This is a genomic window from Kitasatospora sp. NPDC043949 (assembly GCF_056435365.1).
The window spans coordinates 1-23195 of sequence record NZ_JBWKEQ010000036.1 but is presented as its reverse complement, the minus strand read 5'-3'; the positions used below and the strand labels follow the sequence as shown (position 1 = coordinate 23195).

Genomic DNA, 23195 nt, shown 5'->3' with positions numbered 1-23195 from the left:
ACCAGATCGCCCGTACCAGCAACAGCCCCGAGGAGCACCGCCCGTGACGACCCACCACGACGCGTCCTGGGCGGCCGAGACCGAACCCGCGGCCCCCGCCCCGATCACCCCCGGCGACGTCGCCGACGCAGCCCGGCTGGTCTCCTTCGGCCTCCAGGCCAAGCTGCTCCCCGCCCGCGACGCCGAGTACGCCGAACTCGTCCGCCGCCACCGCGAGGACCCGCCGTTCGCCCGGCTCGCCGACGCTGTCGCCACCGGCATGGGCCTGGTCGTCCTGGAGGTCTCGCCGCGCGCCGGCATGGCCGTCGCCGCCGCCGAGGACTCGGTGTTCGCCGTCCGGATGGGGGACTACTCGCGCCGCGCCGCCACCGAGTCCACCGACCGCTTCCTGCACGGCCTGGCCCACCTCGCCGTCGCCGCGATGGCCTTCCCCCGGCCCGAGGACCTCGCCGACGACGGCTACCTCGGCCGGATCACCGTCAACGGCGTCGACGCCTTCGTCCGCCAGGCCTGCCGCCGCCTGGAGGAGCAGGCCGCGACCGAGGGCGACAACACCGACCCGCAGTCCGACGCCCCCGGCCTGGAGGCCGCCTGGCGGGTGTGGGCCCGGCGCACCGCCACCGGCGCCACCAAGGACGCCCGCCGGCTCTCCGGCTCCACCATCGGCATCGTCGCCAAGGCCGTGCTGTTCCTGGTCGACTCCGGCTTCCTGCAGAAGGTCTCCGACGACGCCGGCGGCACCTACCGCACCACCGCCCGCTACCAGCTCCAGGTCCGCGACCTGGCCGGCAGCGCGGCCATGGCCGAACTGCTCGACCTCGGCATCGTCCCGGTCTCCGACGGCACCGCCAGCCTGCTGCCGCCGGACACCGGCGACGAACTGGTGGCCGACGCAGGCCTGCCGTTCCACTCGCTCTGAGCCCGAGTCCCGACCACCCCCCAGCCACGGAGAACCGCCGCACATGTACGAGCTCAACCGGGTCCGCCTCTACTCGATCGGCCCGGCCGGCGCCCGCTACGCCGACACGGTGCTCGACCTGCGCGGCGTCGGCGAGCCCGTCGCCGACCCGGCCCCGCAGCAGATCGGCCTGTTCGGCGAGGACGCCGAGGGCCCGGTCCGCCGCCCCGCCCCGGCCGGCGTGCTCTTCCTGGAGAACGGCGGCGGCAAGTCCGTCCTGCTCAAGCTGATCTTCTCGGTGATGCTCCCCGGCCACCGCAACACCCTCGGCGGCGCCAGCTCCGGCGTGCTGCGCAAGTTCCTGCTCGCCGACGACTGCGGCCACGTCGCGCTGGAGTGGCAGCACACCGTCACCGGCGAGCTGATCGTGGTCGGCAAGGTCAGCGAGTGGCGCGGCCGCCAGGTCTCCTCCGACCCGCGCAAGTTCGCCGAGACCTGGTACTCCTTCCGCCCCGGCCCCGGCCTCACCCTGGACTCGCTGCCGGTCTCCGAACGGATCAGCCTGGCCGGCGACCAGAAGGCCCGCGGCCGCCGCCGCACCATGAAGGGCTTCCGCGACGCCCTCACCGAGGCAGGCAAGGCCCACCCGCACCTCGACCTGGTCTTCGAGGACGGCCACGACCGCTGGACCGAGCACCTCGGCGAACTCGGCCTCGACCCCGAACTCTTCCGCTACCAGCGTGAGATGAACGCCGACGAGGGCGAGGCCGCCGGCCTCTTCGCGGTCAAGCACGACAGTGACTTCACCGACCTGCTGCTGCGCGCCGTCACCGACACCCGGGACACCGACGGCCTCGCCGACCTCGTCCACGGCTTCGCCGCCAAGCTCGGCCGCCGCGCCGAACTCACCGCCGAACGCGACTTCACCGCCGGCTCCCTCGACCTGCTGGAACGCATCGTCGAGGCCACCGGCGCCCGCGAGAGCGTCCGCGAGGCCCACCGCACCGCCGAACGCCGCACCCGCCGCCTCGCCCACGCCCTCACCTCCCGCGCCGCCGCCGAACGCGACCGCGCCCAGGACCTCGCCATCGAGGTCGCCGCCGCCGCGGGCGCCGTCACCGCCGCCGAGGCCGACCGCACCCGGCACACCCTCATCACCGCCGAACTCACCCACCGGCACGCCACCCTGGGCCTCGCGGCGGCCACCGCCGAGGCCGCCGCGCTGCGCCGCGAACTCATCGACGCCCGCACCCTGCACGCTGCCTGGCAGGCCGCCGAGACCGTCCTGCGCCAGCGCGCCGCCGCCGACCGGGTCACCCGGGTCGCCGCCGCCATCCGCGAGGCCGAACTCGACGCCGCCCCCGCGCTCGCCGCCCGCGCCCGCGCCGCCACCGCCCTGGCCCGCGCCCTGGAGGGCGCCGCCGCGGCCGCCGAGGCCCGCGCCGACACCGAGGAGCAGCGCGCCGGCGAGCTCCAGGACGACGGCGCCAAGGCCCAGTCCGACGCCACCGAGGCCGCCACCGCCGCCCAGAAGGCCCGCAGCGAGGTCGACCACCTGCGCCAGCGCCTCGCCGAGGTCGAGCAGGAGACCGCCGCCGCCGTCGAGGCCGGCTTCATCGACGCCGACGGCGACGTCGACCCGGCCCGCGCCGCCCTGCACGCCGCCGACGTCGAGAAGGCCGCCGGCGCCGCCCTCGCCCAGGCCCGTACGACCGCCGAGGCCTGCGCCGCTCGGCTGCGCGAGGCCGCCGCCGCCACCGGCCGCGCCGAACTCGCCGCCGAACGCGCCGGCGACGCCCGCACGGCCGCCGCCCGGGCCCTCGCCGCCGAGCAGCGCACCGCCGCCCTGCTCGCCACCGAGCAGCGCCTCTCCGACCTGCTCTCCCTGACCCCCGCACCCACCGACTGGAGCGACGACGGGTCAGGGGCCGAGGAGGACGCCGGCTTCCTCACCCCCTCCGTCCTCGACCGCAACGCCGAGTACCTGCGCGAACTCCTCGACGAGTCCATCGCCACCGCCGAACGCACCCTGTTCGACCTGCGCACCGCAGCCGCCGACGACTCCCGCATCCTCGCCGCCCTCGGCGACGGCGGACTGCTGCCGCCCGGCCCGGACGTCCTGGCCACCGTCGAGTACCTCGCCGAGCACGGCATCCCCGCCCTGCCGGGCTGGCGCTACCTCGCCCAGTCCGTCGACCCGGCCGACCACGAGGCGATCCTCGCCGCCCGCCCCGAACTCGTCGACGGCGTCGTCGTCACCGACCCCGCCTCGCTGGAGCGGGCCCGCGAGGCCTTGCAGGCCGCCGCCCTGCTGCCCCGCTCCACCGTCGCCGTCGGCGCCGCCGCCTCCCTGATCGCCCCGATCACCGACCAGCCCGCGTTCTTCCTGGTGCCGCCGAACCCGGCCATGCACGACGAGTCCGCCGCCGACGACGAGCGCCGCGAACTGCGCGCCCGGGCGGGCGCCCGCGAGGAGCACATCCGCGAACTCGCCGCCCGCCTCGGTGCCGACCGCGCCCTCGCCGCCCGCCTCGCCTCCTGGCACGCCAGCTGCCCGCCCGGCACCCTCGCCGAACTCGCCGCCGCCGCCGAGGCCGCCCGCGAGCACGCCGAGCAGGCCGCCGCCGCCCTGGCCACCCTGCGCGCCGACCACGACGAGGCCGAGACCGACCACGCCGCCGCGGCCGCCGCCCACGAGGAGCACCGCGAGGCCGCCCAGCGCGCCCGCCGCCGCGCCGACGCCCTCTCCGGCCTCGCCTTCCGGCTGCGCGAGCGCGCCAACTGGGCCCGCCGCCAGCGCGAACTCGCCGAGGACGCCGCCGAGTGCGACCGCCGCCAGGCCGTCTGCGCCGAGCGCGCCCGCACCTGCGACGAGGACCGCCGCGCCGCCCAGCGCGCCGCCGACGACGCCCGCCGCACCGCCCGTACCGTGCGCGCCGAACGCGCCGAGATCCCCGCCGCCGAGCAGGCCGACGAGCCCTCCGAGACCGCCCCCGCCGCACTGCCCGCCCTGCGCGAGGCCTACCGCGCCGCCTCCCAGCTGTACGAGAAGGTCGGCGTCGGCGCCGACCTGCGCGCCGAGCAGGCCCGCGCCGAGGGTGACGAGGCCGCCGCCGCGACCGAACTCGACCGCCTCACCAACAAGGTCCGCACCCGCGCCGAGGAACTCCTCGGCAGTCCCGACGGCGCCGACGGCCCGGCCCGCCAGGCCGCGGCCGCCCGCGCCGAGGACCTGGTCGCCACCATCGAGGCCCGCTCCGCCGCCGCCAGCGAGCAGCTCGGACGCCTGCGCGGCGAGGCCGAGCGCTCCGCCCCCGCCGGCGGCGAGGCGCACACCGAACTGCCCGAGGACCTCGTCCCCGCCGACCCCGAGCACGCCCAGGTCCTGCTGCGCACCGCCACCAGCCGGCTCGCCGAGCGCCGGGAGGCCCTGGACGCCGCCCGCACCGCGCACGCCGACCTGCAACGCACCTTCGACGCCGCCCAGTCGGCCGCCGCCGACTTCGACGAAATCGCCGGCCAGCTGCGCGACGGCCTGCGCGAGCAGCAGGAGGACGACGGCCAGTCCGTCGAGCCCTACCTCGGCTCGCTGCCGGAGGCACGCGGCACCGCCGCCGAGGCCCGCCGCGCCCTGCGCACCGCCGCCGGCGAGCTGTCCTCCGCCGAACTCGCCGTCCGCGACGCCTCCGACGCCCTCGTCCGGCACGCCAACGCCGCCCGCTACGAGGCCGTCCGCACTCCCGCCCGCCAGCAGATCCGCGAACTGCCCGCCGTCGCGCTGCCCGAGCACGCCGCCGCCTGGGCCGCCGCCTTCGCGCCCCGGCTGCGCGTGCTGACCGACGAACTCGCCCAGCTGGAGCGCAACCGCGGCTCGATCGTCGACCGGCTGCGCGGCCTGGTCGAGTCCTCGCTCACCACCCTGCGCGCCGCCCAGCGGCTCTCCCGGCTGCCCGAGGGCCTGGGGGAGTGGTCCGGCCAGGAGTTCCTGAGGATCCGCTTCGAGGACCCGGACCACGCCACCCTGGTCGAGCGCCTCGGCGAGGTCATCGACGAGGCCACCCGCGCCGCCGTCCGCAAGAACAGCGACCTGCGCCGCGACGGCATGTCCCTGCTGCTGCGCGGGGTCGCCGCCGCGATCGGCCCGAAGGGCGTCAGCGTCGAGATCCTCAAGCCGGACGCGGTGCTGCGCGCCGAGCGGGTCGGCGTCGGCCAGATGTCCGACGTCTTCTCCGGCGGCCAGCTGCTCACCGCCGCCATCGCGCTGTACTGCACGATGGCCGCGCTGCGCGCCAACGACCGCGGCCAGTCCCAGCTGCGGCACGCCGGCACGCTGTTCCTGGACAACCCGATCGGCCGCGCGAACGCCACCTACCTGCTGGAGCTCCAGCGGGCCGTGGCCGATGCGCTCGGCGTCCAACTGATCTACACCACCGGTCTGTTCGACACCACCGCGCTCGCCGAGTTCCCGCTGGTCATCCGGCTGCGCAACGATGCCGACCTGCGGGCGGGCCTCAAGTACATCTCGGTCGAGGAGCACCTGCGCCCCGGCCTGCCCGCCCCGCAGGACCCGGACGGCCCGGCCATCCACGGCGAGATCACCGCCACCCGGATGTTCAAGCGTCCGGCCGAGGTTCCGGTGCAGTCCGCAACTGACTAGCGTGGCGTCCATGCTGACGATCGCGCACTTCAGTGACATCCACCTCGGGCAGGAGCACCGCCGGGACGGCGGCAGGCGCGCCCTGCGGCGGGCCGGGCAGGTGATGGCGTACCTCGACGCCCTGCCCGGCCCGCTGGACGCCGTGCTCGTCACCGGGGACCTCGCCGACCACGGCCTGGCCGCCGAGTACGAGCAGGTGGCCAAGGTGCTGGACTCCCGGTACCCGGTGCTCACTTGCCCCGGCAACCACGACCGCCGGGCGCCCTACCGGGAGGTGCTGCTCGGCGAGGCCCCCGCGGACGGCCCGGTCAACCGGCTGCACCAACTGCCCGGCGCCGACGTGCTGATGCTGGACTCCTCGATCCCGGGCCGCGACGACGGCCTGCTGGACGAGGAGACGCTGGCCTGGCTGGACGCCGAACTGGCGGCCGGCCGCGCCGACCTGCCCGCGCTGGTGGCCTTCCACCACCCGCCGGCCGTCCTGCACCTGCCGAACGTCGACCCGATCCGCCAGTTCGGCGAGGAGGCGCTCGGCGCGGTGCTGGCCCGGCACCCGCGGGTGGCCGGCCTGCTCTGCGGCCACTCCCACACCGGCGCCGCCACCACCTTCGCCGGACTGCCCCTGCTGGTCGCCCCGGGTGTGGTCTCCACCGTCACGCTGCCCTGCGAGGGCGGGCCCGGCATCTCCTTCACCCAGCCGCCGATGCTCGCCTTCCACGTCCTGGACGACACGGGCCGGCTCACCACCCACTACCGGGCCGTCCCGGAGGACTGACCCGCGGCGCCGGCCGCGGGTGTCCTACGCGGCCGGCAGCCGCGGCTGACGCTGCGGCCCGCCGGGGCGGGGGAGCGGCCGGGCGGCCAGCGGGTCGGGCGCCCGGCTGCCCGCCATCGGGTGCGCGGAGCCGGGCGCGCGCTGCCGCTGGGCGGCGACCTGGCGCGAGATCAGGATCTCCAGCAGGCACCACATCGTGCCGAACACCCCGAGCCCCATCGCCATCAGCGCCGGAGTCATCAGCCAACTGTCCGCGTACGAGGCGAGCGTGGCGACGACCACGCCGACCAGCGTGAAGGACAGGCAGAGCACCGCCCGGACGGCGGCGGCGCGCACCTCGTCGGGCAGGCGGCGACGGCGGCGTGGCACGGACATCGATCGACCCCCAGGCGCGGACTCGGCGGCGGACACGGGACGGGCGCACGCGAAAAGCGCCCCCTCGCCTCACTCTGCCCCGTCGAACCAGGACTATGCGTCCGAATCCACCGAACTGCCGTCAAAGCGCGTGATCCGGGCAGCCGGCAGCGGGCGGCCCGCTGCCGGGGGAAGTCAGCCCAACTGCTGGTTGAGCTCCTCCAGGGCGCCCGCCACGATCGTCCGCATGGCCTGCTCGGCCTGGACGGCGTCCCCCGCGCAGATCGCGTCGGCGACTTCGCGGTGCAGCCGGATCGCGTACGGCTCCGGCTGATGGGGCATCAGATGGTACTCGGTCCGCCCGGTGAGCACCGCCCCCACGGTGTCGCCGAGGTGGGCGAACATCTCGTTGCCGGAGGCGCGCAGCACGGTGGCGTGGAAGTCGATGTCGTGCCGGAGGAAGGTGGTGAGGTCGGCGGCCCGCGCCGAGACGGTCAACTCCACGGCCAGTGAGCCGAGTTGGCGCCGGTCGTCGTCGCTCGCGTGCACCGCGGCGAGCGCGGCCGCGGCCGGCTCGACGGCCACCCGCAGCGAGCCGAGCGAGCGCAGCTGGGCCGAGCGGTCCGCGCCGGCCAGCCGCCAGCGGATCACCAGCGGGTCGAAGACGTCCCAGAGCGACCTGGGCTGCACGGTGATCCCGACCCGCCGCCGGGACGCCACCAGGCGCATCCCCTCCAGGATCCGCACCGCTTCCCGGACGACCGTCCGGGACACCCCGAACCGCTCCTCCAGCTCCTCGCCGCGCAGCACCGCGCCCTCGGGAATCTCCCCCGACGCGATCGCCGGCCCGAGCTCGTCAAGCAGCCGACCGGGCAGCCCCTGGATCTCCATCCGCCCAGCGTAGACGCCCACCCCGCCGCCACCACCGGCGCGTACCGGGTCCTGCGTCCTGCGATCTACCCCACAGCCCAAAAGTATGACGATTTGGTTTCCGCCACTTGAATACGTCATATCTTTGAGGCGATAGTGGCGGCCAGGCAACGAAGGAGCACCACCCATGGCTCTCAGCGTCGAGAACCACGACCTCCCGGACACCCCTCTCACCATCGTGGTGATGGGCGTCTCCGGTGTCGGCAAGACCACCCTGGCCCGCCTGCTGGCCGAACGCCTCGACCTCCCCTACGCGGAGGCGGACGACTTCCACCCGGCGGCCAACATCGCCAAGATGTCGGCCGGCATCCCGCTGGACGACGAGGACCGCGCCCCCTGGCTGCGCGCCCTCGGCGCCTGGCTCAAGGAGCGGGCCGAGGACGGTACCGGCGGCGTGGTCACCTGCTCGGCGCTGAAGCACCGCTACCGCGACACCCTGCGCGCGGCCTGCCCGGGCGCCTACTTCCTGCACCTCAGCGGCGGTCACGAGCTGGTCGAGGACCGGCTCGCCCACCGCACCGGCCACTTCATGCCGCCGTCGCTGCTCGACTCGCAGTACGCCGCCCTGGAACCCCTGGGCGCGCACGAGCGCGGCGCCGTCCTGGACGTCGGTCCGTCCCCCGAAGAACTCGTCGAGATGGCCGTGGCGCTGCTGCGGCCGGTCAATGGAGACCTCGCGTGAGTATTGCCCCCACTCTGCTCGCGGCCGCCCCACCGGCCCTGCCGCACACCAGCAGCGACTCCCAGCTGCTGATCGCGGTCCTGCTCAGCATCGGTGTGATCGTCCTACTGATCACCAAGCTGAAGCTGCACCCCTTCCTCGCCCTCACGCTCGGCTCCGGCCTGCTGGCCGCCGTCGCGGGCGCCCCGTTCGACAAGCTGCTCAACAGCTTCTCCACGGGCTTCGGTTCCACCGTGGCCGGCGTCGGCCTGCTGATCGGGCTGGGCGCGATGCTCGGCAAGCTGCTCGCCGACTCCGGCGGCGCCAACATCATCGCGGACACCGTGCTGGCCCGGTCGGGCAACAAGGCGCTGCCCTGGGCGATGGCGCTGATCGCCGCCGTCCTCGGCCTGCCGCTGTTCTTCGAGGTCGGCGTCGTCCTGCTGATCCCGATCGTGCTGCTGGTCGCCCGCCGCGGCAACGTGCCGCTGATGCGGATCGGCATCCCCGCGCTGGCCGGCCTGTCCGTGCTGCACGGCCTGGTGCCCCCGCACCCGGGCCCGCTGGTCGCCGTCGACGCCCTGAAGGCGGACCTCGGCATCACCCTGGCGCTCGGCCTGCTGATCGCGGTGCCCACCCTGATCGTGGCCGGCCCGCTGTTCTCCCGGCTGGCCGAGCGCTGGGTCGGCCCGCTGGAGATCCCGAAGGCCACCGCCCCCGAGGAGACCACCAGGCCCGAGCACACGCCGTCCTTCGGCGCGGTGCTGGCGACGATCCTGCTGCCGGTCGTGCTGATGCTCGGCAAGGCCCTGACCGACGTGGTGGTCGACAACCCGAAGGCGATGGCCCAGCGGGTCTTCGACTTCATCGGCTCGCCGCTGATCGCACTGCTCGCCGCGACCCTGCTCGGCATGCTGACCCTCGGCAAGGCGGCCGGCTTCGACAAGGCCCGGATCTCCGACACCGTCGGCAAGTCGCTCGGCCCGATCGCCGGCATCGTGTTCATCGTCGGCGCCGGCGGCGGCTTCAAGCAGACCCTGATCGACGTGGGCGTCGGCAACGCGGTGAGCGAGTGGTCCGGCAAGTGGCACATCTCGGCGCTGCTGCTCGGCTGGCTGATCGCGGTGCTGATCCGCCTGGCCACCGGCTCGGCGACGGTCGCCACCATCACCGCCGCCGGGATCGTCGCCCCGCTCGCCGCCGACATGTCCTCCACCCACGCGGCCCTGCTGGTCCTGGCGATCGGCGCCGGCTCGCTCTTCCTGTCGCACGTCAACGACGCCGGCTTCTGGCTGGTGAAGGAGTACTTCGGGATGAGCGTCGGGCAGACGCTGAAGTCCTGGTCGGTGATGGAGACGGTGATCTCGGTCGTCGCCATCGCCCTGATCATGCCGCTCAGCCTGATCATCTAGGCCGGACGGCGCCCGGCGCCGCCGCCGACATCCGCCGAGGGGGGGGACCCGGGGGGGTGGCGGACCCCGGGGGTGTTCTACGACCGCGAATCAGGCCAGGAGCACCGAAAGAACAGCCTGCCTCGGGTTCCACAAGTTCCTCCCGGCCGCGCCGCCCGCCGCCGTCCGGGCCAGCAGCCCCCGCGCGCGGCCAGGACCACCTCGGCGGTCTGCCGGGCGGTGGCGGGCGGCGGTACCAGCTCGGGCAGCGCCCGTTCCAGGACGGCGGCCGGGTCCAGCCCGCCGCCGACGTGCTCCGCTCGGCCACCACGACCGCCGCCCGCTCGGCCTGGAGGGCCGGATCGGCACCCTCGCCCCGGGTGCCCACGCCGACCTCCTCCTCGTCGACGGCGACCCGCTCGCCGACCTCACCGTCCTCACCCGCCCCGACCGCCGCCTCCGCCACGTCATCAAGGCGGGCACGCCGATCTGAGCGGCCGGCCGGGAGCCCCTTCGTACCCCGCCCGCGAGCCGGGCGCACGAAGGGCGGGCACCCGGAGAACCCGGGTGCCCGCCCTTCGCGAGGCTCTGCCCAGCTGGCTGTGCCTACTGGTTCCGCGCTTCGCGAGGCTGTGCTTACTTGGTTCCGCGCTTCGCGAGGAAGGCCTCGACCTCGTCCCGGATCTCCGGCGTGTCCAGCCCGCGCACGGTCATCGTGGTGCGGCGCCGCAGCACGTCGTCCGCCGTGTACGCCCACTCGCTGTCGGCCGCGTAGGCGACCTGCGCCCAGACGTCCGGGCCGTCCTCGTGGATCGGCCGGCCCAGCTCCGGGTTCTCGTCGATCATGCGGGCGATCTCGAAGGACAGCGTGCCGTAGTGGCTGGCCAGGTGCTTGGCCACCAGCGGCTCCATCCGGGAGCCCGGGTCGCGGTCGATCAGCAGCCGGTGCGCGACGGCGTTCGGCGCGCCGACGCCCGGCAGCGGCACGGTCGCCGCGATCGGGGACATGTCCTCGCCGAGGCTGGTGCCGGGCACGTGCGCCAGCTTCTCCAGCACGGTGCGGCCGATGTGGCGGTAGGTGGTCCACTTGCCGCCGGCGACCGACAGCATGCCGCCCTTGCCCTCGGTGACGACCGTCTCGCGCTTGGCGGCGGCGGTGTCGCCCGGGCCGCCGGGCAGCACCCGCAGGCCGGCGAAGGAGTAGGTGATCAGGTCGCGGTCGAGGTGCTCGTCACGGATGGCGTGCGCGGCCTCGCCCATGATCTGGTCGATGTCCGCCTCGGTGGCCCGGACGTCCTTCGGGTCGCCGGTGTACTCCTCGTCGGTGGTGCCGAGCAGGACGTGGTCCTCCCACGGGATGGCGAAGGAGACGCGGTACTTGTCGATCGGGATGGTCAGCGCGGCGCGCCACGGCGAGCGGCGCTTGACGACGACGTGCGCGCCCTTGGAGAGGCGGATCGACGGCGCGGCGCCGGCGTCCTCCATCTTGCGCAGGTGGTCCACCCACGGGCCGGTGGCGTTGAGCACCAGGCGGGCGTCGATGCCGAACTCGGTGCCGTCCAGGCGGTCGCGCAGCTCGGCGCCGGTGACCCGGCCGGCGGTGAAGCGCAGGCCGGTGACCTCGGCGTGGTTGAGCACCACGGCGCCGGCGTCGACGGCGGCGCGCACGGTCATCACGGCGACGCGCGAGTCGTTCATCTGGTGGTCGCCGTAGACGGCCACCGAGCGCAGTCCCTCGGTGCGCAGCGCGGGCACCTGCTGGGCGGCGTGCGCGGCGGTGGAGACCCGGCCCATGCCGTCACGGAAGGCGGACAGCGCGGAGTACAGGAAGACGCCGGCGCCGAGCTTGGGCGCGCTGTGCGGGCCGCCCTTGTAGACCGGCACGAAGAAGGTCAGCGGGTTGACCAGGTGCGGCGCGACGTCGGTGGCGAGCGCGCGGCGCTCCTTGTGGTTCTCGGCGACGAGCTTGACCGCGCCGGTCTGCAGGTAGCGCAGACCGCCGTGGACGAGCTTGGAGGAAGCGCTGGAGGTGGCGCCGGCGAAGTCGCCGCCGTCGACCATGGCGACCTTGAGTCCGGCCTGGGAGGCGGTCCAGGCGACGGCCGTGCCGAGGATGCCGCCCCCGATCACCAGCAGGTCGTAGGTGGCCTTGCCGAGCAGCTCACGGGTCTCGGCGCGGGAGGCGGTGTGGCCGGCGGTGCGCTCGGCGCCCAGGGTCGGGATGGTTGCCATGGTGGTTGTGTACGGCGCGCGGGTCAGGCGGCGCCGTTACTCCTCTCGTGTGCGGTGCGGCCTCTGCTGAGAGGCCGGTCGGCCCGGTGCGGCGGGCCGGTGAAACGCGGTGACACCCGCTGCCGGAACGGCGGGCGGCCGGTCGGGGCTCGGGGCCCCGACCGGCTTGTCGGTCAGTCGGTCTCTTCTTCCTCCACCCACCCCATGGTGCGCTCCACGGCCTTGAGCCACTTCTTGTACTCGCGCTCCCGGGTGGCCTCGTCCATGCGCGGGGTCCATTCGGCGGCGCGGTGCCAGTTGGCCCGCAGGGTGTCGAGGTCGTTCCAGAAGCCGACGGCGAGTCCGGCCGCGTAGGCGGCGCCGAGGGCGGTGGTCTCGGCCACGTACGGGCGCTCGACCGGGGCGTCCAGGACGTCGGCGATGTTCTGCATGAGCAGGTTGTTGCTGGTCATGCCGCCGTCGACCTTGAGGGCGGTGAGTTCGACGCCGGAGTCCTTCTGCATGGCGTCGACGACCTCGCGGGTCTGCCAGGCGGTGGCCTCCAGGACGGCCCGGGCCAGGTGGCCCTTGGTGACGTACCGGGTCAGGCCGGCGATCACGCCGCGGGCGTCGGAACGCCAGTACGGGGCGAACAGGCCGGAGAAGGCCGGGACGAAGTAGGCGCCGCCGTTGTCCTCGACGGTGTTGGCGAGGGTCTCGATCTCGGCGGCGGTGGAGATGATGCCGAGCTGGTCGCGCAGCCACTGGACGAGCGAGCCGGTGACGGCGATCGAGCCTTCCAGGGCGTAGACCGGGGCCTGGTCGCCGATCCGGTAGCCGACGGTGGTCAGCAGGCCGTGGTACGAGTTGACGATCTTCTCGCCGGTGTTGAGCAGCAGGAAGGTGCCGGTGCCGTAGGTGGACTTGGCCTCGCCCTCGTCGAAGCAGGTCTGGCCGAACAGCGCGGCCTGCTGGTCGCCGAGCGCGGAGGCGACCGGGACGCCGGCCAGGTCGCCGACGGCCTCGCCGTAGACCTCGGCGGAGGAGCGGATCTCCGGCAGGACGGCCATCGGCACGCCGATCGATTCGGCGATCTTCTCGTCCCACTGCAGGGTGTGCAGGTTCATCAGCATGGTGCGGCTGGCGTTGGTGACGTCGGTGACGTGCTTGCCGCCGTTGACACCGCCGGTGAGGTTCCAGATCACCCAGGTGTCCATGGTGCCGAACAGGATGTCGCCGGCCTCGGCGCGCTCGCGCAGGCCCTCGACGTTGTCCAGCAGCCAGCGGATCTTCGGGCCGGCGAAGTAGCTGGCGAGCGGGAGGCCGGTCTCGCGGCGGAAGCGGTCCTGGCCGACGTTGCGGCCGAGCTCGCGGCAGAGGCCCTCGGTGCGGGTGTCCTGCCACACCAGCGCGTTGTGGACCGGCTCGCCGGTGTTCTTGTCCCACAGGACGGTGGTCTCGCGCTGGTTGGTGATGCCGATCGCGCGGATGTCGTCCTTGGTCAGGCCAGCCTTCTCCAGCGCGCCGCGGACGACCGACTGCACCCGGGTCCAGATCTCGGCGGCGTCGTGCTCGACGTAGCCGGGCTGCGGGAAGATCTGCCGGTGCTCCTGCTGGTCGACGGCGACGATCCGGCCGTCGGCGCCGAAGATGATGCAACGGCTGGAGGTGGTGCCCTGGTCGATCGCGGCGATGTAGTTGCCAGTGGAGGTCATCAGAGGGTCCTCGGCTCAGGATTCGGGGGTTACGGGGTGGGTGGGCCCGACACAGTGGTCGGTCCCCGTGCTCGGCGGGTTCGAACCCGGCCCGTCAGAACATCGCGTTGTACAGACCGCCGGCCAGTGCGCCGCCGATCAGCGGGCCGACGACCGGCACCCAGGCGTACGACCAGTCGGAGCCGCCCTTGTTCGGGATGGGCAGCAGCGAGTGCACGATGCGCGGGCCGAGGTCGCGGACCGGGTTGATCGCGTAGCCGGTGGGGCCGCCCAGCGAGAGGCCGATGCCGACGACCGTGAGGGCCACGATCAGGGTGCTGAGGCCGCCGGCGGCCAGACCGTCGTTCTTGCCGAGGGTGAGGATCGCCATGCAGAGGATGAAGGTGCCGATGACCTCGGTGACGACGTTCTGGATCGGGTTCCGGATCTCGGGCCCGGTCGAGAAGATGCCGAGGGTGGGTTCCTCGTTGGCCTGGAACTGGCCGAGGTAGGTGAGCCAGACCAGCACGGCGCCGATCATCGCGCCGAGGAACTGGGAGCCGAGGTAGAGCGGCACCTGGCTCCAGTCACCGCTCTTGATGGCGAGCGCGACGGTGACGGCCGGGTTGAGGTGGGCGCCGGACTTCGGAGCCGAGATGTACGCGGCGATCAGGACCGCGAAGCCCCAGCCGAAGGTGATCGCCAGCCAGCCGGCGTTGAGGGCCTTCGACTTCTTGAGGGTCACGGCGGCGCAGACGCCGCCACCGAGAAGTATCAGGGCGGCGGTGCCGAGGGTTTCGCCGACGAAGACGTCGCCGTTGGAGAACGCGGACACAAAGACTCCCTTGTCCATATGGCCCGGAGGTGTGGGTGGGGGCGGCCGGCCGATCGTTGTGCGGGTGAGCGCATCGGGGGAGTGATCTTCCCGGCCATCGTTCGACAATGTCGACCGTTATGCGGAAGCTTCCTCCCCTGGTTGCCCTCACGTCAAGGCAGGGTTACGGAGCTGTGACCCTTCCCCCGAAGTTACCCAGCGGAGCGGGCCAAACCAGGGCAAAACGCCAAGGCGCGGACAGGCCGATGCCCGTCCGCGCCTCAGCGTGACGATGTGGCCGCCGGCGCGGCCTCGGGTTTCAGAAGCGCCCGGCGCCCAGATCGCGGGAGATCGCCCGTGCCGCGCTGCGCACCGAGGCCACCAGCGACGGCTTAACGAAGCCGTCCTCGCAGACCCGCTCCACCGGGCCGCTGATGCACACCGCGCCCACCGGGTTGCGCCGCCGGTCCTGGATCAGCGCGCCGATCGAGGCCACGCCCTCCCAGGTCTCCTCGATCGAGTCCGTCCAGCCGCGCTCGCGGATCAGCGCGCACTCGGCGTCCACGTCGGCCGCCTCGGTCAGCGTCCGCAGGGTGTACGACTCGTACGGCCCGTCGCCCAACTCGCCGCGCGCGACCGGGTCGTAGGCCACCAGCACCTTGCCCAGAGCGGTGCTGTGCAGCGGCTGCATCGAGCCGACCTCCAGCACCTGCCGGGTGTCGTCCGGCCGGAAGACGTGGTGCACGACCAGCACGCCCTGCTGGTGCAGCACCCCCAGGTAGACGGTCTCGCCGGCCGCCCGGGCCAGGTCGTCCGCCCAGACCAGCGCCCGTGCCCGCAGCTCGTGCACGTCCAGGTAGCTCTGCCCCAGCCGCAGCAGTTCGGCGCCCAGCTGGTACTTGCCGCTCTCCGGGTCCTGCTCGACGAACCCCTCCTGCTGGAGCGTGCGCAGGATGCCGTGCGCGGTGCCCTTGGCGAGGTCCAGCGACGTCGCGACCTCGGACAGGCCCAGGCGGCGCTCACCGCCGGCCAGCAGGCGCAAGATCGCGGCGGCCCGGGAGAGCGACTGGATCGGGCCGGGCATGGGGACCTCCGCGCTGACAGGCGGTCGACATTGTCGACCGCGGTGGTAACGGGACGAGTCTGCCAGGCCGTCGCCGGTCCGTGCACCTTCCCCCTCGGTAACCCGCGCTCGGCCGTTTGTTAACCTCCGCCCGCCCGCCGACCCGCCGCGCCGCTCACCCCCGGACGTCCCTCACTCCTCGACGCCGTTCGAGCGCCCCCGCCGCACCGCGACCTCCGCCGCCAGCGCGGCGATCCCGTCCGGCCCCACCCGGCAGCAGCCGCCCACCAGCCGTGCGCCGCCCGCCAGCCAGCCGCCCACCCGGGCCGAGCGGAACGTCGGCTCGCCGCGCCAGTCCCGGCGTGCGGCGTCCCACTCCTCCCCGCTGTTCGGGTACACCACCACCGGCTTGCCGGTCACCTCGGCCGCCAGCGCCACCGCCCGGTCCGCGTCCTGCGGGGTGCAGCAGTTCACGCCCACCGCCAGCACCTCGTCCACCTCGGCCGCCAGTGTGAATGCCTCCGCCAGCGGCTGGCCCGCCCCGGTCCGGTCGCCCGCCACGCTGAACGACAGCCAGGCCGGCACGCCCAGCTCGCGCACCAGCTCCAGCAGCGCCCGCGCCTCGTCCGCGTCCGGCACCGTCTCCAGCGCCAGCACGTCCGGCCCGGCCGCCGCCAGCGCCTCCAGTCGCGGCCGGTGGAAGGCCACCAGTTCCGCGGTGCTCAGCCCGTACCGGCCCCGGTACTCCGAACCGTCCGCCAGCACCGCCCCGTACGGCCCCACCGACGCCGCCACCCAGCGCCGCCGCCCGCCCGGCTCGGCCCGCGCCGCCTCCCGGGCCAGCTCCACGCTGCGCGCCAGCAGCCGCGCGGCCTGGGCCCGGCCCGTTCCGCGCCGGGCGAAGCCTTCGAAGCTCGCCTGGTAGCTCGCCGTGATGGCGACGTCCGCACCGGCCGCGAAGTACGCCCGGTGCGCCGCCACCACCGCCTCCGGCGCGTCCGCCAGCAGCCGCGCCGACCACAGCTCGTCGAGGAGGTCGTGCCCGGCCGCCGCCAGCTGGTTCGACATCCCGCCGTCCAGCACCAGCGGACCGGCCGCCAGCGCCGCGGCGAAGTCCGGCGGGGGAGCAGTGGGCATGGGGCCTCCTCGGGCGCGGTCGTTCCTGGTCACAGCCTAGAAGCCGGGCATCCCCGCGGACCCGGAAAACCATTTGCCGCCGGGGAACGGAATCGCTACGTTGTGCTCAGCCAGAGAACGACAGCACCCCGTACGGCGGCGAGCGCGGAGAGGAGCCGGTGATGGAAGCGGACGACCCGGCCACCCCGCCCCCGACCACGCCCGCGAGCGAGCAGGAGTGGCTCGCCGCCTACGACCCGCGCGCCTACGCCCCGATCGCCGTCACCGTCGACGTGGTCGCCCTGACCTTGCGCCACGGCGGCCTGCACGTCCTGCTCGTCCAGCGCGGCGCCCCGCCCCACCAGGGCTGCTGGGCCCTGCCCGGTGGCTTCCTGCGCGCCGGGGAGGAGAGCCTGGACGAGGCCGCCGCCCGCGAACTGGCCGAGGAGACCGGCCTGCTCGGCGGCTCCGAGGTCGAGGCCGCGCTCTGCCGCGTCCACCTCGAACAGCTCGGCACCTACGGCGCCCCCGGGCGAGACCCGCGCATGCACGTCGTCTCCGTCGCCTACCTCGCCTTCGCCCCCGACCTGCCCGACCCGCAGGCCGGCACGGACGCCGCAGCTGCCACCTGGCACCCCGTCGCCGACCTCGACCTGGGCATACGGCCCTGCGGCCGACCCCGAGCCGCCGGTGCGCCCGCCGACACCCACGGGGGTGGTGTCGGCGGGCCCACCGGCCAGTCCTCCCGCACGCTCGCCTTCGACCACGCGCGCATCCTCGCCGACGGCCTCGACCGCGTCCGGGCCAAACTCGAGTACAGCCCGCTCGCCACCGCCTTCCTGCCCTACGACTTCACCATCCCCGACCTGCGCGCCGTCTACGAGGCCGTCTGGGACGAGAAGCTCCACCCCGGCAACTTCCACCGCAAGGTCCTCTCCGTCCCCGGCTTCGTCGAGAGCACCGGCGCCACCACCGCCCGCGGCGGCGCCCGCGGCGGCCCCCGGGCCCGCACCTACCACGCCGGCGACGCCAGCCTCCTGCACCCCGCCCTGCTCCGCCCCACCCGCGACGGCGAGCTCCGCTGACGGCAGCCGCGCGCACCCGGCTACCATCCGGCCATGACCACTGACGACCCGACACGCGCGGTCAACCAGCCGTTCTCCCACTGCCACTTCTGCGGCACGCCCTACCCGGCCGGCACCGACCACTGGCCCCGCACCTGCCCCGGCTGCGCCGAGATCAGCTACCGCAACCCGCTGCCCGTCGTGGTCACCCTCCTCCCGGTCACCCGCCCCGACGCCGACCCCACCCTCGTCGTCATCCGCCGCACCATCGAGCCCGGCTACGGCCAACTCGCCTTCCCCGGCGGCTACGTGGACTACGGCGAGAGCTGGCAGCAGGCGTGCGTGCGCGAACTGCGCGAGGAGACCGGCATCCTGGCGGACGCCGCCGACATCACCCTGGTCGCCACCGACTCCGACGCCAGGGGCGGCTTCCTCTGCCTCTTCGGCCTGCTCCCGGCCCGTCCGCTCGCCGACCTCCCGCCCTCGCGCCCCACCGACGAGACCGACGGCTGGCAGCTCGCCGCCCCCGACACCCCGCTCGCCTTCCCCTTCCACACCCGGGTCTCCCGCTCCTGGTTCGGCGGCGAGTTCAGCGGTGAGTCCGGCGGCGGGATCTCCGGCCGCTGACCGGCCCGGCACCCACCGGGCGGACCCTGGCGCGGCGGCCGCTCGCATGGCATGGTCTGCACCGACAGCCCAACCGGACGGGCCTGCCACAAGCACTCCCGTCCCCACCACCGGCCGGGAGACCACCACCGTGAGCACCCCACCCCAGGACCAGCCGCTCTGGCGCCCCAACCCCGCTCGCGCCGCAGCCACCAGCCTGGTGGCCTTCCAGGCCTGGGCCGCCGAACACCACGGCGCCCCGGCCGCCCCGCTCGCCCCGGCCGCCGACGACCAGCAGGCCGCCCAGCGCTACGCCGACCTGCACGCCTGGTCCACCGCCGACCTCGACCGCTTCTGGACCGCGATCACCCAGTGGTTCGACGTCCGCTTCACCCAGGCCCCCGAGGCCGTCCTCGCCAACCCCGCCATGCCCGGCGCCCGCTGGTTCCCCGGCGCCCGTCTCAACTACGCCGAACACGCCCTGCGCGCCGCCGAGGACCCGGCCAACGCCGACCGCCCGGCCGTCCTGCACCTCGACGAGACCACCGAGCAGCCGGCCGTCCTCACCTGGTCCGAACTGCGTCGCCAGGTCGGCTCGTTGGCCGCCGCCCTGCGCGCCCGGGGCATCGGCCCCGGCGACCGCGTCAGCGCCTACCTGCCCAACATCCCGCAGGCCGCCGTCGCCCTCCTCGCCACCGCCGCCGTCGGCGCGATCTGGACCAGCTGCGCCCCCGACTTCGGCGCTCGCAGCGTCCTGGACCGCCTCCAGCAGATCGAACCCGCCGTTCTCTTCGCCGTCGACGGCTACCACTACGGCGGCAAGGACCACGACCGCACCGAGGTCGTCGCCGAACTGCGCCGCGAACTCCCCACCCTGCGCACCGTCGTCCACGTCCCGCTGCTCGGCGCCCCCGCCCCCGAGGGCGCCCTGCACTGGGACGACCTGGTCGCCGACGACGTCGAGCCGGTCTACGAGGCCGTCCCCTTCGACCACCCGCTCTGGGTGCTCTACTCCTCCGGCACCACCGGCCTGCCCAAGGCCATCGTCCAGAGCCAGGGCGGCGTCCTGCTCGAACACCTCAAGCAGGCCGGCCTCCACCTCGACCTCGGCCCCCAGGACCGCTTCCTCTGGTACACCTCCACCGGCTGGATGATGTGGAACTTCCTGCTGGCCGGCCTCCTGGTCGGGGCCACGATCGTCACCTACGACGGCAGCCCCGGCCACCCCGACACCGGCGCCCTCTGGTCGGTCGCCGCCCGCACCCGCGCCACCGTCCTCGGCACCTCCGCCGCCTACGTGATCGCCAGCCGCAAGGCCGAGCTGCACCCCGGCCGCGACCTCGACCTCTCCGCCGTCCGCTGCATCGGCACCACCGGCTCCCCGCTCCCGCCCGACGGCTTCCGCTGGATCTACGAGGAGGTCAAGGAGGACGTCTGGCTCGCCTCCGTCAGCGGCGGCACCGACGTCTGCTCCTGCTTCGTCGGCGGCGTTCCCACCCTGCCCGTCCACCTCGGCGAGATCCAGGCCCCCTGCCTCGGCGCCGCCGTCGAGTCCTGGGACGTCCAGGGCCACCCGCACACCGACACCGTCGGCGAACTCGTCGTCACCAAGCCCATCCCGTCCATGCCCACCGGCTTCTGGAACGACCCCGAGGGCACCCGGTACCACGACAGCTACTTCGACATGTATCCCGGCGTCTGGCGCCACGGTGACTGGATCACCGTCACCTCCCGCGGCACCGTCGTCATCCACGGCCGCTCCGACTCCACGCTCAACCGCCAGGGCGTCCGGATGGGCTCCTCGGACATCTACGAGGTCGTCGAGCGCCTCCCCGAGATCGCCGAATCCCTGGTCATCGGCCTGGAGGAGCCCGACGGCGGCTACTGGATGCCGCTGTTCGTCGTCCTCGCCCCCGGCGCCGAGCTCGACGAGGGGCTGATCGGCCGCATCCGCACCTCGCTGCGCACCGAACTCTCCCCGCGCCACGTCCCCGACGAGGTCATCGCGGTGCGCGGCCTCCCGCACACCCTCACCGGCAAGCGCATCGAGGTCCCGGTCAAGCGGATCCTCTCCGGCACTCCGCTGGAGCAGGCCGTCAACCCCGGCTCCGTTGACGACATCGACCACCTGCGCTTCTTCGAGCAGCTTCGCCGCGACCGGCAGAGCCCCGCCTGACCGGACACGCCGAAGGGGTGCTCCCACCGGCCCGGTGGGAGCACCCCTTCCTGCTGTTCGCCTGTCCTACTCGCCCGACAGCACCTGCTGCGCGGCGGCCCGCGCCTCCTCGGCGCTGTCCGTCGCCCGGGCCGCCTCGGCCGCCCGGCGGCACTGCGCCAGCGTGTACTTGGCCAGCGTCGACCGCACGTAGGGGATCGAGGCCGAGCCCATCGAGAGGCTGGTGACGCCCAGACCGGTCAGCACCACGGCCAGCAGCGGGTCGGCGGCCGCCTCACCGCAGACGCCGCAGCTCTTGCCGGTGGCCTGCGCCGCCTCGGCGGCCGCGGCGATCAGGTCCAGCAGCGCCGGCTGCCACGGGTCCTGCAGCCGGGCCAGCGCGCCCACCTGACGGTCGGCGGCGAAGGTGTACTGCGCGAGGTCGTTGGTCCCCAGCGAGAGGAACTCGACCTCCTGGAGGATCGACCGGGCCCGCAGCGCGGCCGACGGGATCTCCACCATCGCGCCGAACTTGGCCTCCAGCCCCGCCTCGCGACACGCCTGGGCGAAGTCCTTGGCGTCCTTGCGGTCGGCCACCATCGGGGCCATCACCTCAAGGTGCACCGGCAGGCCCTCGGCGGCCCTGGCCAGCGCCCGCAGCTGCGTCCGCAGCACCTCCGGGTGCTCCAGCAGGGTGCGCAGACCGCGCACGCCCAGCGCCGGGTTCGGCTCGTCGGCCGGGGTGAGGAAGTCCAGCGGCTTGTCCGCGCCCGCGTCCAGCGCCCGGACCACGACCCGGCCCTCCGGGAACGCCTCCAGCACCTTGCGGTACGCCTCGACCTGCTTCTCCTCGGTGGGCGCCTTCGCGGAGTCGTCCAGGAAGAGGAACTCGGTCCGGAACAGGCCGACGCCCTCGGCGCCGTTCTCCAGCGCGGCCGGCACGTCCACCGGGCCGCCCACGTTGGCCAGCAGCGGCACGCGGTGCCCGTCGGAGGTCTGCCCCGGGCCGGAGGACGCGGCCAGCGCGGCCTTGCGCTGGGCGGCGACCGCCCGCAGCTCGTCCTGCTTCTCCTGGGAGGGGTCCAGCAGCACGTCACCGGAGCTGCCGTCCACGGCGACGACGGTGCCCTCGGCGACGTCGGTCGCAGCGGGCAGCGCGACCACGGCCGGCACGCCCAACGCCCGCGCCAGGATGGCGCTGTGGCTGGTCGGCCCGCCCTCCTCGGTCACGAAGCCGAGCACCAGCGTCGGGTCGAGCAGCGCGGTGTCGGCCGGCGCCAGGTCCCGCGCGAACAGCACGTACGGCTCGTCGCTGTCCGGCACACCCGGCATCGGCACGCCCAGCAGCCGGGCCACGATGCGGTTGCGGACGTCGTCCAGGTCGGCGACCCGCCCGGCCAGGTAGTCGCCGGCGGAGGCGAGCAGGGCCCGGTAGGCGGCGAAGGCGTCGTACACACCGCGCTCGGCGCTGCTGCCGACGGCGATCCGGCGGGACACGTCGGCCATCAGCTCCGGATCCTGAGCCATCAGCGCCTGGGCCTCCAGGACGGCCTGCGCCTCGCCACCGGCCAGGTTGCCGCGGGCGATCAGATCCGCGGCGACCGCCTCGACGGCGGCCTGGGCACGGGCCTGCTCGCGGGGGGCGTCCTCGGTCGGGATCTGGGTGGCCGGGGGCTCCAGCACCGCCGTCCCCATGTGCCGCACCTGGCCGATCGCGACCCCGTGGCTGACACCCACGCCGCGCAGCGTCTTCTTCATGTCACCTGTCTCCGCTGAGAGGAGCGGCCCCGCCGGGAACCGCTGTGTGCCGGGCCGCCCCGACAACTCCTGCGGGGCGGGTGTGTGCAAAGTAAGAGGTCAGCTCCAGCTGAACAGGGCCTCGCCGGAGACGGCCTCTCCGTCCTCCCGCAGGTCGCCGAGCGAGTCGGCGTTCGCCTCCAGCGCCACGATCGGCGAGATGGGCGACTTGCCCGCGGCCTCGACGGCGGCCGGGTCCCACTTGATGACGGCCTGACCGCGGGTCACCGTGTCGCCCTTGTTGACCAGCAGCTCGAAGCCCTCGCCGTTCAGCTGCACGGTGTCGATCCCCAGGTGGGTCAGTACACCGTGGCCCTCGGCGTCCACCACGACGAACGCGTGCGGGTGCATGGAGACGACGACGCCGTCCACCGGAGCGACCGCCTCGGTCGGCCGGCGCTCCGGGTCGATCGCGGTGCCGGGGCCGACCATCGCGCCGGAGAACACCGGGTCGGGCACGCCGGCGAGCCCGACGACCTTGCCGGTCAGCGGCGACGTCACAGTGGTCATGGTTCTGCCTCCCAAGTGAGCGGTACAGCGAGCGGCCGCGAGCAGCGGCAGGACGATCGACTGAAGCCTAAATCATGTCAACTTCGGACATCTGCTGACATTCCCGGGCGAAGACCCACACCCAGTCCGGCTCGTCGTCCGGCGGCTCACCGACCGTTTAGTGGTCTAGTCCTCTTAGTCGATGCGCCGCACTCTACAGGCATCTTGGCGAATCGGGACCATTGCTGTATATGCTCGCGAGAGCAACAAATCATGCCGCCGACCGGGTGACACCGGGAGCGCCCCGATTCGCACTCCGGCGGGTGACCCGCTATGGTTGGCCGAGTCGCCGCGACTTGGCGGTTAACACCAGATTTCAGATGCGAAAACCTCCGGTAAACGGGGCGGAAAACGTCTGGTAAGCTGGAACACGAAAGAACGAAGCGCCCGGAGGGCCCGCTGGAAGGCGGTCCGAAGGAAGTGTCCGTTCCTTGAGAACTCAACAGCGTGCCAAAAGTCA

General features: G+C 73.9%; 17 protein-coding genes. 8 read left to right on the top strand and 9 right to left on the bottom strand.

Annotated features, from left to right (window positions below):
- Positions 1–43: 43 nt before the first annotated feature.
- Genes AC07AL_RS26310 through AC07AL_RS26300 form a run of 3 tightly spaced genes read left to right on the top strand, consistent with a single transcriptional unit; the run spans position 44 to position 6330 of the window.
- The gene (locus AC07AL_RS26310) at positions 44–919 is read left to right on the top strand and encodes a hypothetical protein (RefSeq protein WP_363631532.1); all 876 of its coding nucleotides are present in this window, start codon (positions 44–46) and stop codon (positions 917–919) included.
- Between the two features lie 43 nt (positions 920–962).
- Positions 963–5555 (top strand): hypothetical protein, encoded by a 4593-nt coding sequence (locus tag AC07AL_RS26305; RefSeq protein WP_478318393.1) that lies wholly within the window; start codon positions 963–965, stop codon positions 5553–5555.
- Positions 5556–5565: 10 nt separating this feature from the next.
- Positions 5566–6330: a metallophosphoesterase gene (locus AC07AL_RS26300; RefSeq protein ID WP_363586851.1), complete on the top strand. Its 765-nt coding sequence runs from the start codon at positions 5566–5568 to the stop codon at positions 6328–6330.
- A 24-nt stretch (positions 6331–6354) separates the two neighbouring features.
- Here the strand turns inward: AC07AL_RS26300 and AC07AL_RS26295 are convergent, their stop codons facing one another.
- Positions 6355–6705 (bottom strand): hypothetical protein, encoded by a 351-nt coding sequence (locus AC07AL_RS26295; protein WP_350884255.1) that lies wholly within the window; start codon positions 6703–6705, stop codon positions 6355–6357.
- Positions 6706–6879: 174 nt separating this feature from the next.
- A complete protein-coding gene (locus AC07AL_RS26290; protein WP_063350185.1) occupies positions 6880–7575 on the bottom strand; it encodes a FadR/GntR family transcriptional regulator in 696 nt (231 codons plus the stop codon).
- A gap of 166 nt (positions 7576–7741) precedes the next feature.
- Between AC07AL_RS26290 and AC07AL_RS26285 the strand changes: the two genes are divergently transcribed.
- Together AC07AL_RS26285 and AC07AL_RS26280 are read left to right on the top strand one after the other, a co-directional pair.
- On the top strand, positions 7742–8296 hold the full coding sequence (locus AC07AL_RS26285; RefSeq protein WP_350884259.1) for a gluconokinase: 555 nt from the start codon (positions 7742–7744) through the stop codon (positions 8294–8296).
- 2 nt (positions 8297–8298) lie between these two features.
- Positions 8299–9687 (top strand): GntT/GntP/DsdX family permease, encoded by a 1389-nt coding sequence (locus tag AC07AL_RS26280; protein WP_363586884.1) that lies wholly within the window; start codon positions 8299–8301, stop codon positions 9685–9687.
- A 615-nt stretch (positions 9688–10302) separates the two neighbouring features.
- On the opposite strand, the gene AC07AL_RS26275 is transcribed toward AC07AL_RS26280, so the two are convergent.
- From AC07AL_RS26275 to mmuM, 5 genes are all read right to left on the bottom strand, one after another.
- Positions 10303–11898 (bottom strand): glycerol-3-phosphate dehydrogenase/oxidase, encoded by a 1596-nt coding sequence (locus AC07AL_RS26275; protein ID WP_363586849.1) that lies wholly within the window; start codon positions 11896–11898, stop codon positions 10303–10305.
- 173 nt (positions 11899–12071) lie between these two features.
- The gene (gene glpK, locus AC07AL_RS26270; RefSeq protein WP_363586848.1) at positions 12072–13592 is read right to left on the bottom strand and encodes a glycerol kinase GlpK; all 1521 of its coding nucleotides are present in this window, start codon (positions 13590–13592) and stop codon (positions 12072–12074) included.
- Positions 13593–13686: 94 nt separating this feature from the next.
- On the bottom strand, positions 13687–14424 hold the full coding sequence (locus tag AC07AL_RS26265; RefSeq protein ID WP_400335378.1) for an MIP/aquaporin family protein: 738 nt from the start codon (positions 14422–14424) through the stop codon (positions 13687–13689).
- A 280-nt stretch (positions 14425–14704) separates the two neighbouring features.
- Positions 14705–15469 (bottom strand): IclR family transcriptional regulator, encoded by a 765-nt coding sequence (locus AC07AL_RS26260; protein WP_363586846.1) that lies wholly within the window; start codon positions 15467–15469, stop codon positions 14705–14707.
- A gap of 171 nt (positions 15470–15640) precedes the next feature.
- Positions 15641–16585 carry a homocysteine S-methyltransferase gene (gene mmuM / locus AC07AL_RS26255; RefSeq protein ID WP_478318389.1) on the bottom strand — a complete coding sequence of 315 codons (945 nt, stop codon included), beginning with the start codon at positions 16583–16585 and terminating at the stop codon, positions 15641–15643.
- A 161-nt stretch (positions 16586–16746) separates the two neighbouring features.
- Here mmuM and AC07AL_RS26250 point away from each other — a divergent pair, with 161 nt between their 5' ends.
- The 3 genes from AC07AL_RS26250 to AC07AL_RS26240 are packed head-to-tail and all read left to right on the top strand — an operon-like array spanning position 16747 to position 20410.
- Positions 16747–17649, top strand: coding sequence for an NUDIX hydrolase (locus tag AC07AL_RS26250; RefSeq protein ID WP_478318388.1), 903 nt, complete (start codon positions 16747–16749; stop codon positions 17647–17649).
- Between the two features lie 33 nt (positions 17650–17682).
- Positions 17683–18255 carry an NUDIX domain-containing protein gene (locus tag AC07AL_RS26245; RefSeq protein ID WP_363586843.1) on the top strand — a complete coding sequence of 191 codons (573 nt, stop codon included), beginning with the start codon at positions 17683–17685 and terminating at the stop codon, positions 18253–18255.
- 46 nt (positions 18256–18301) lie between these two features.
- Positions 18302–20410 (top strand): acetoacetate--CoA ligase, encoded by a 2109-nt coding sequence (locus AC07AL_RS26240; RefSeq protein ID WP_478318386.1) that lies wholly within the window; start codon positions 18302–18304, stop codon positions 20408–20410.
- Positions 20411–20476: 66 nt separating this feature from the next.
- Here AC07AL_RS26240 and ptsP read toward each other — a convergent pair whose 3' ends face one another.
- Positions 20477–22147 carry a phosphoenolpyruvate--protein phosphotransferase gene (gene ptsP / locus AC07AL_RS26235; protein WP_478318384.1) on the bottom strand — a complete coding sequence of 557 codons (1671 nt, stop codon included), beginning with the start codon at positions 22145–22147 and terminating at the stop codon, positions 20477–20479.
- 99 nt (positions 22148–22246) lie between these two features.
- Positions 22247–22696, bottom strand: coding sequence for a PTS sugar transporter subunit IIA (locus AC07AL_RS26230; RefSeq protein WP_363586840.1), 450 nt, complete (start codon positions 22694–22696; stop codon positions 22247–22249).
- Positions 22697–23195 lie beyond the last annotated feature (499 nt).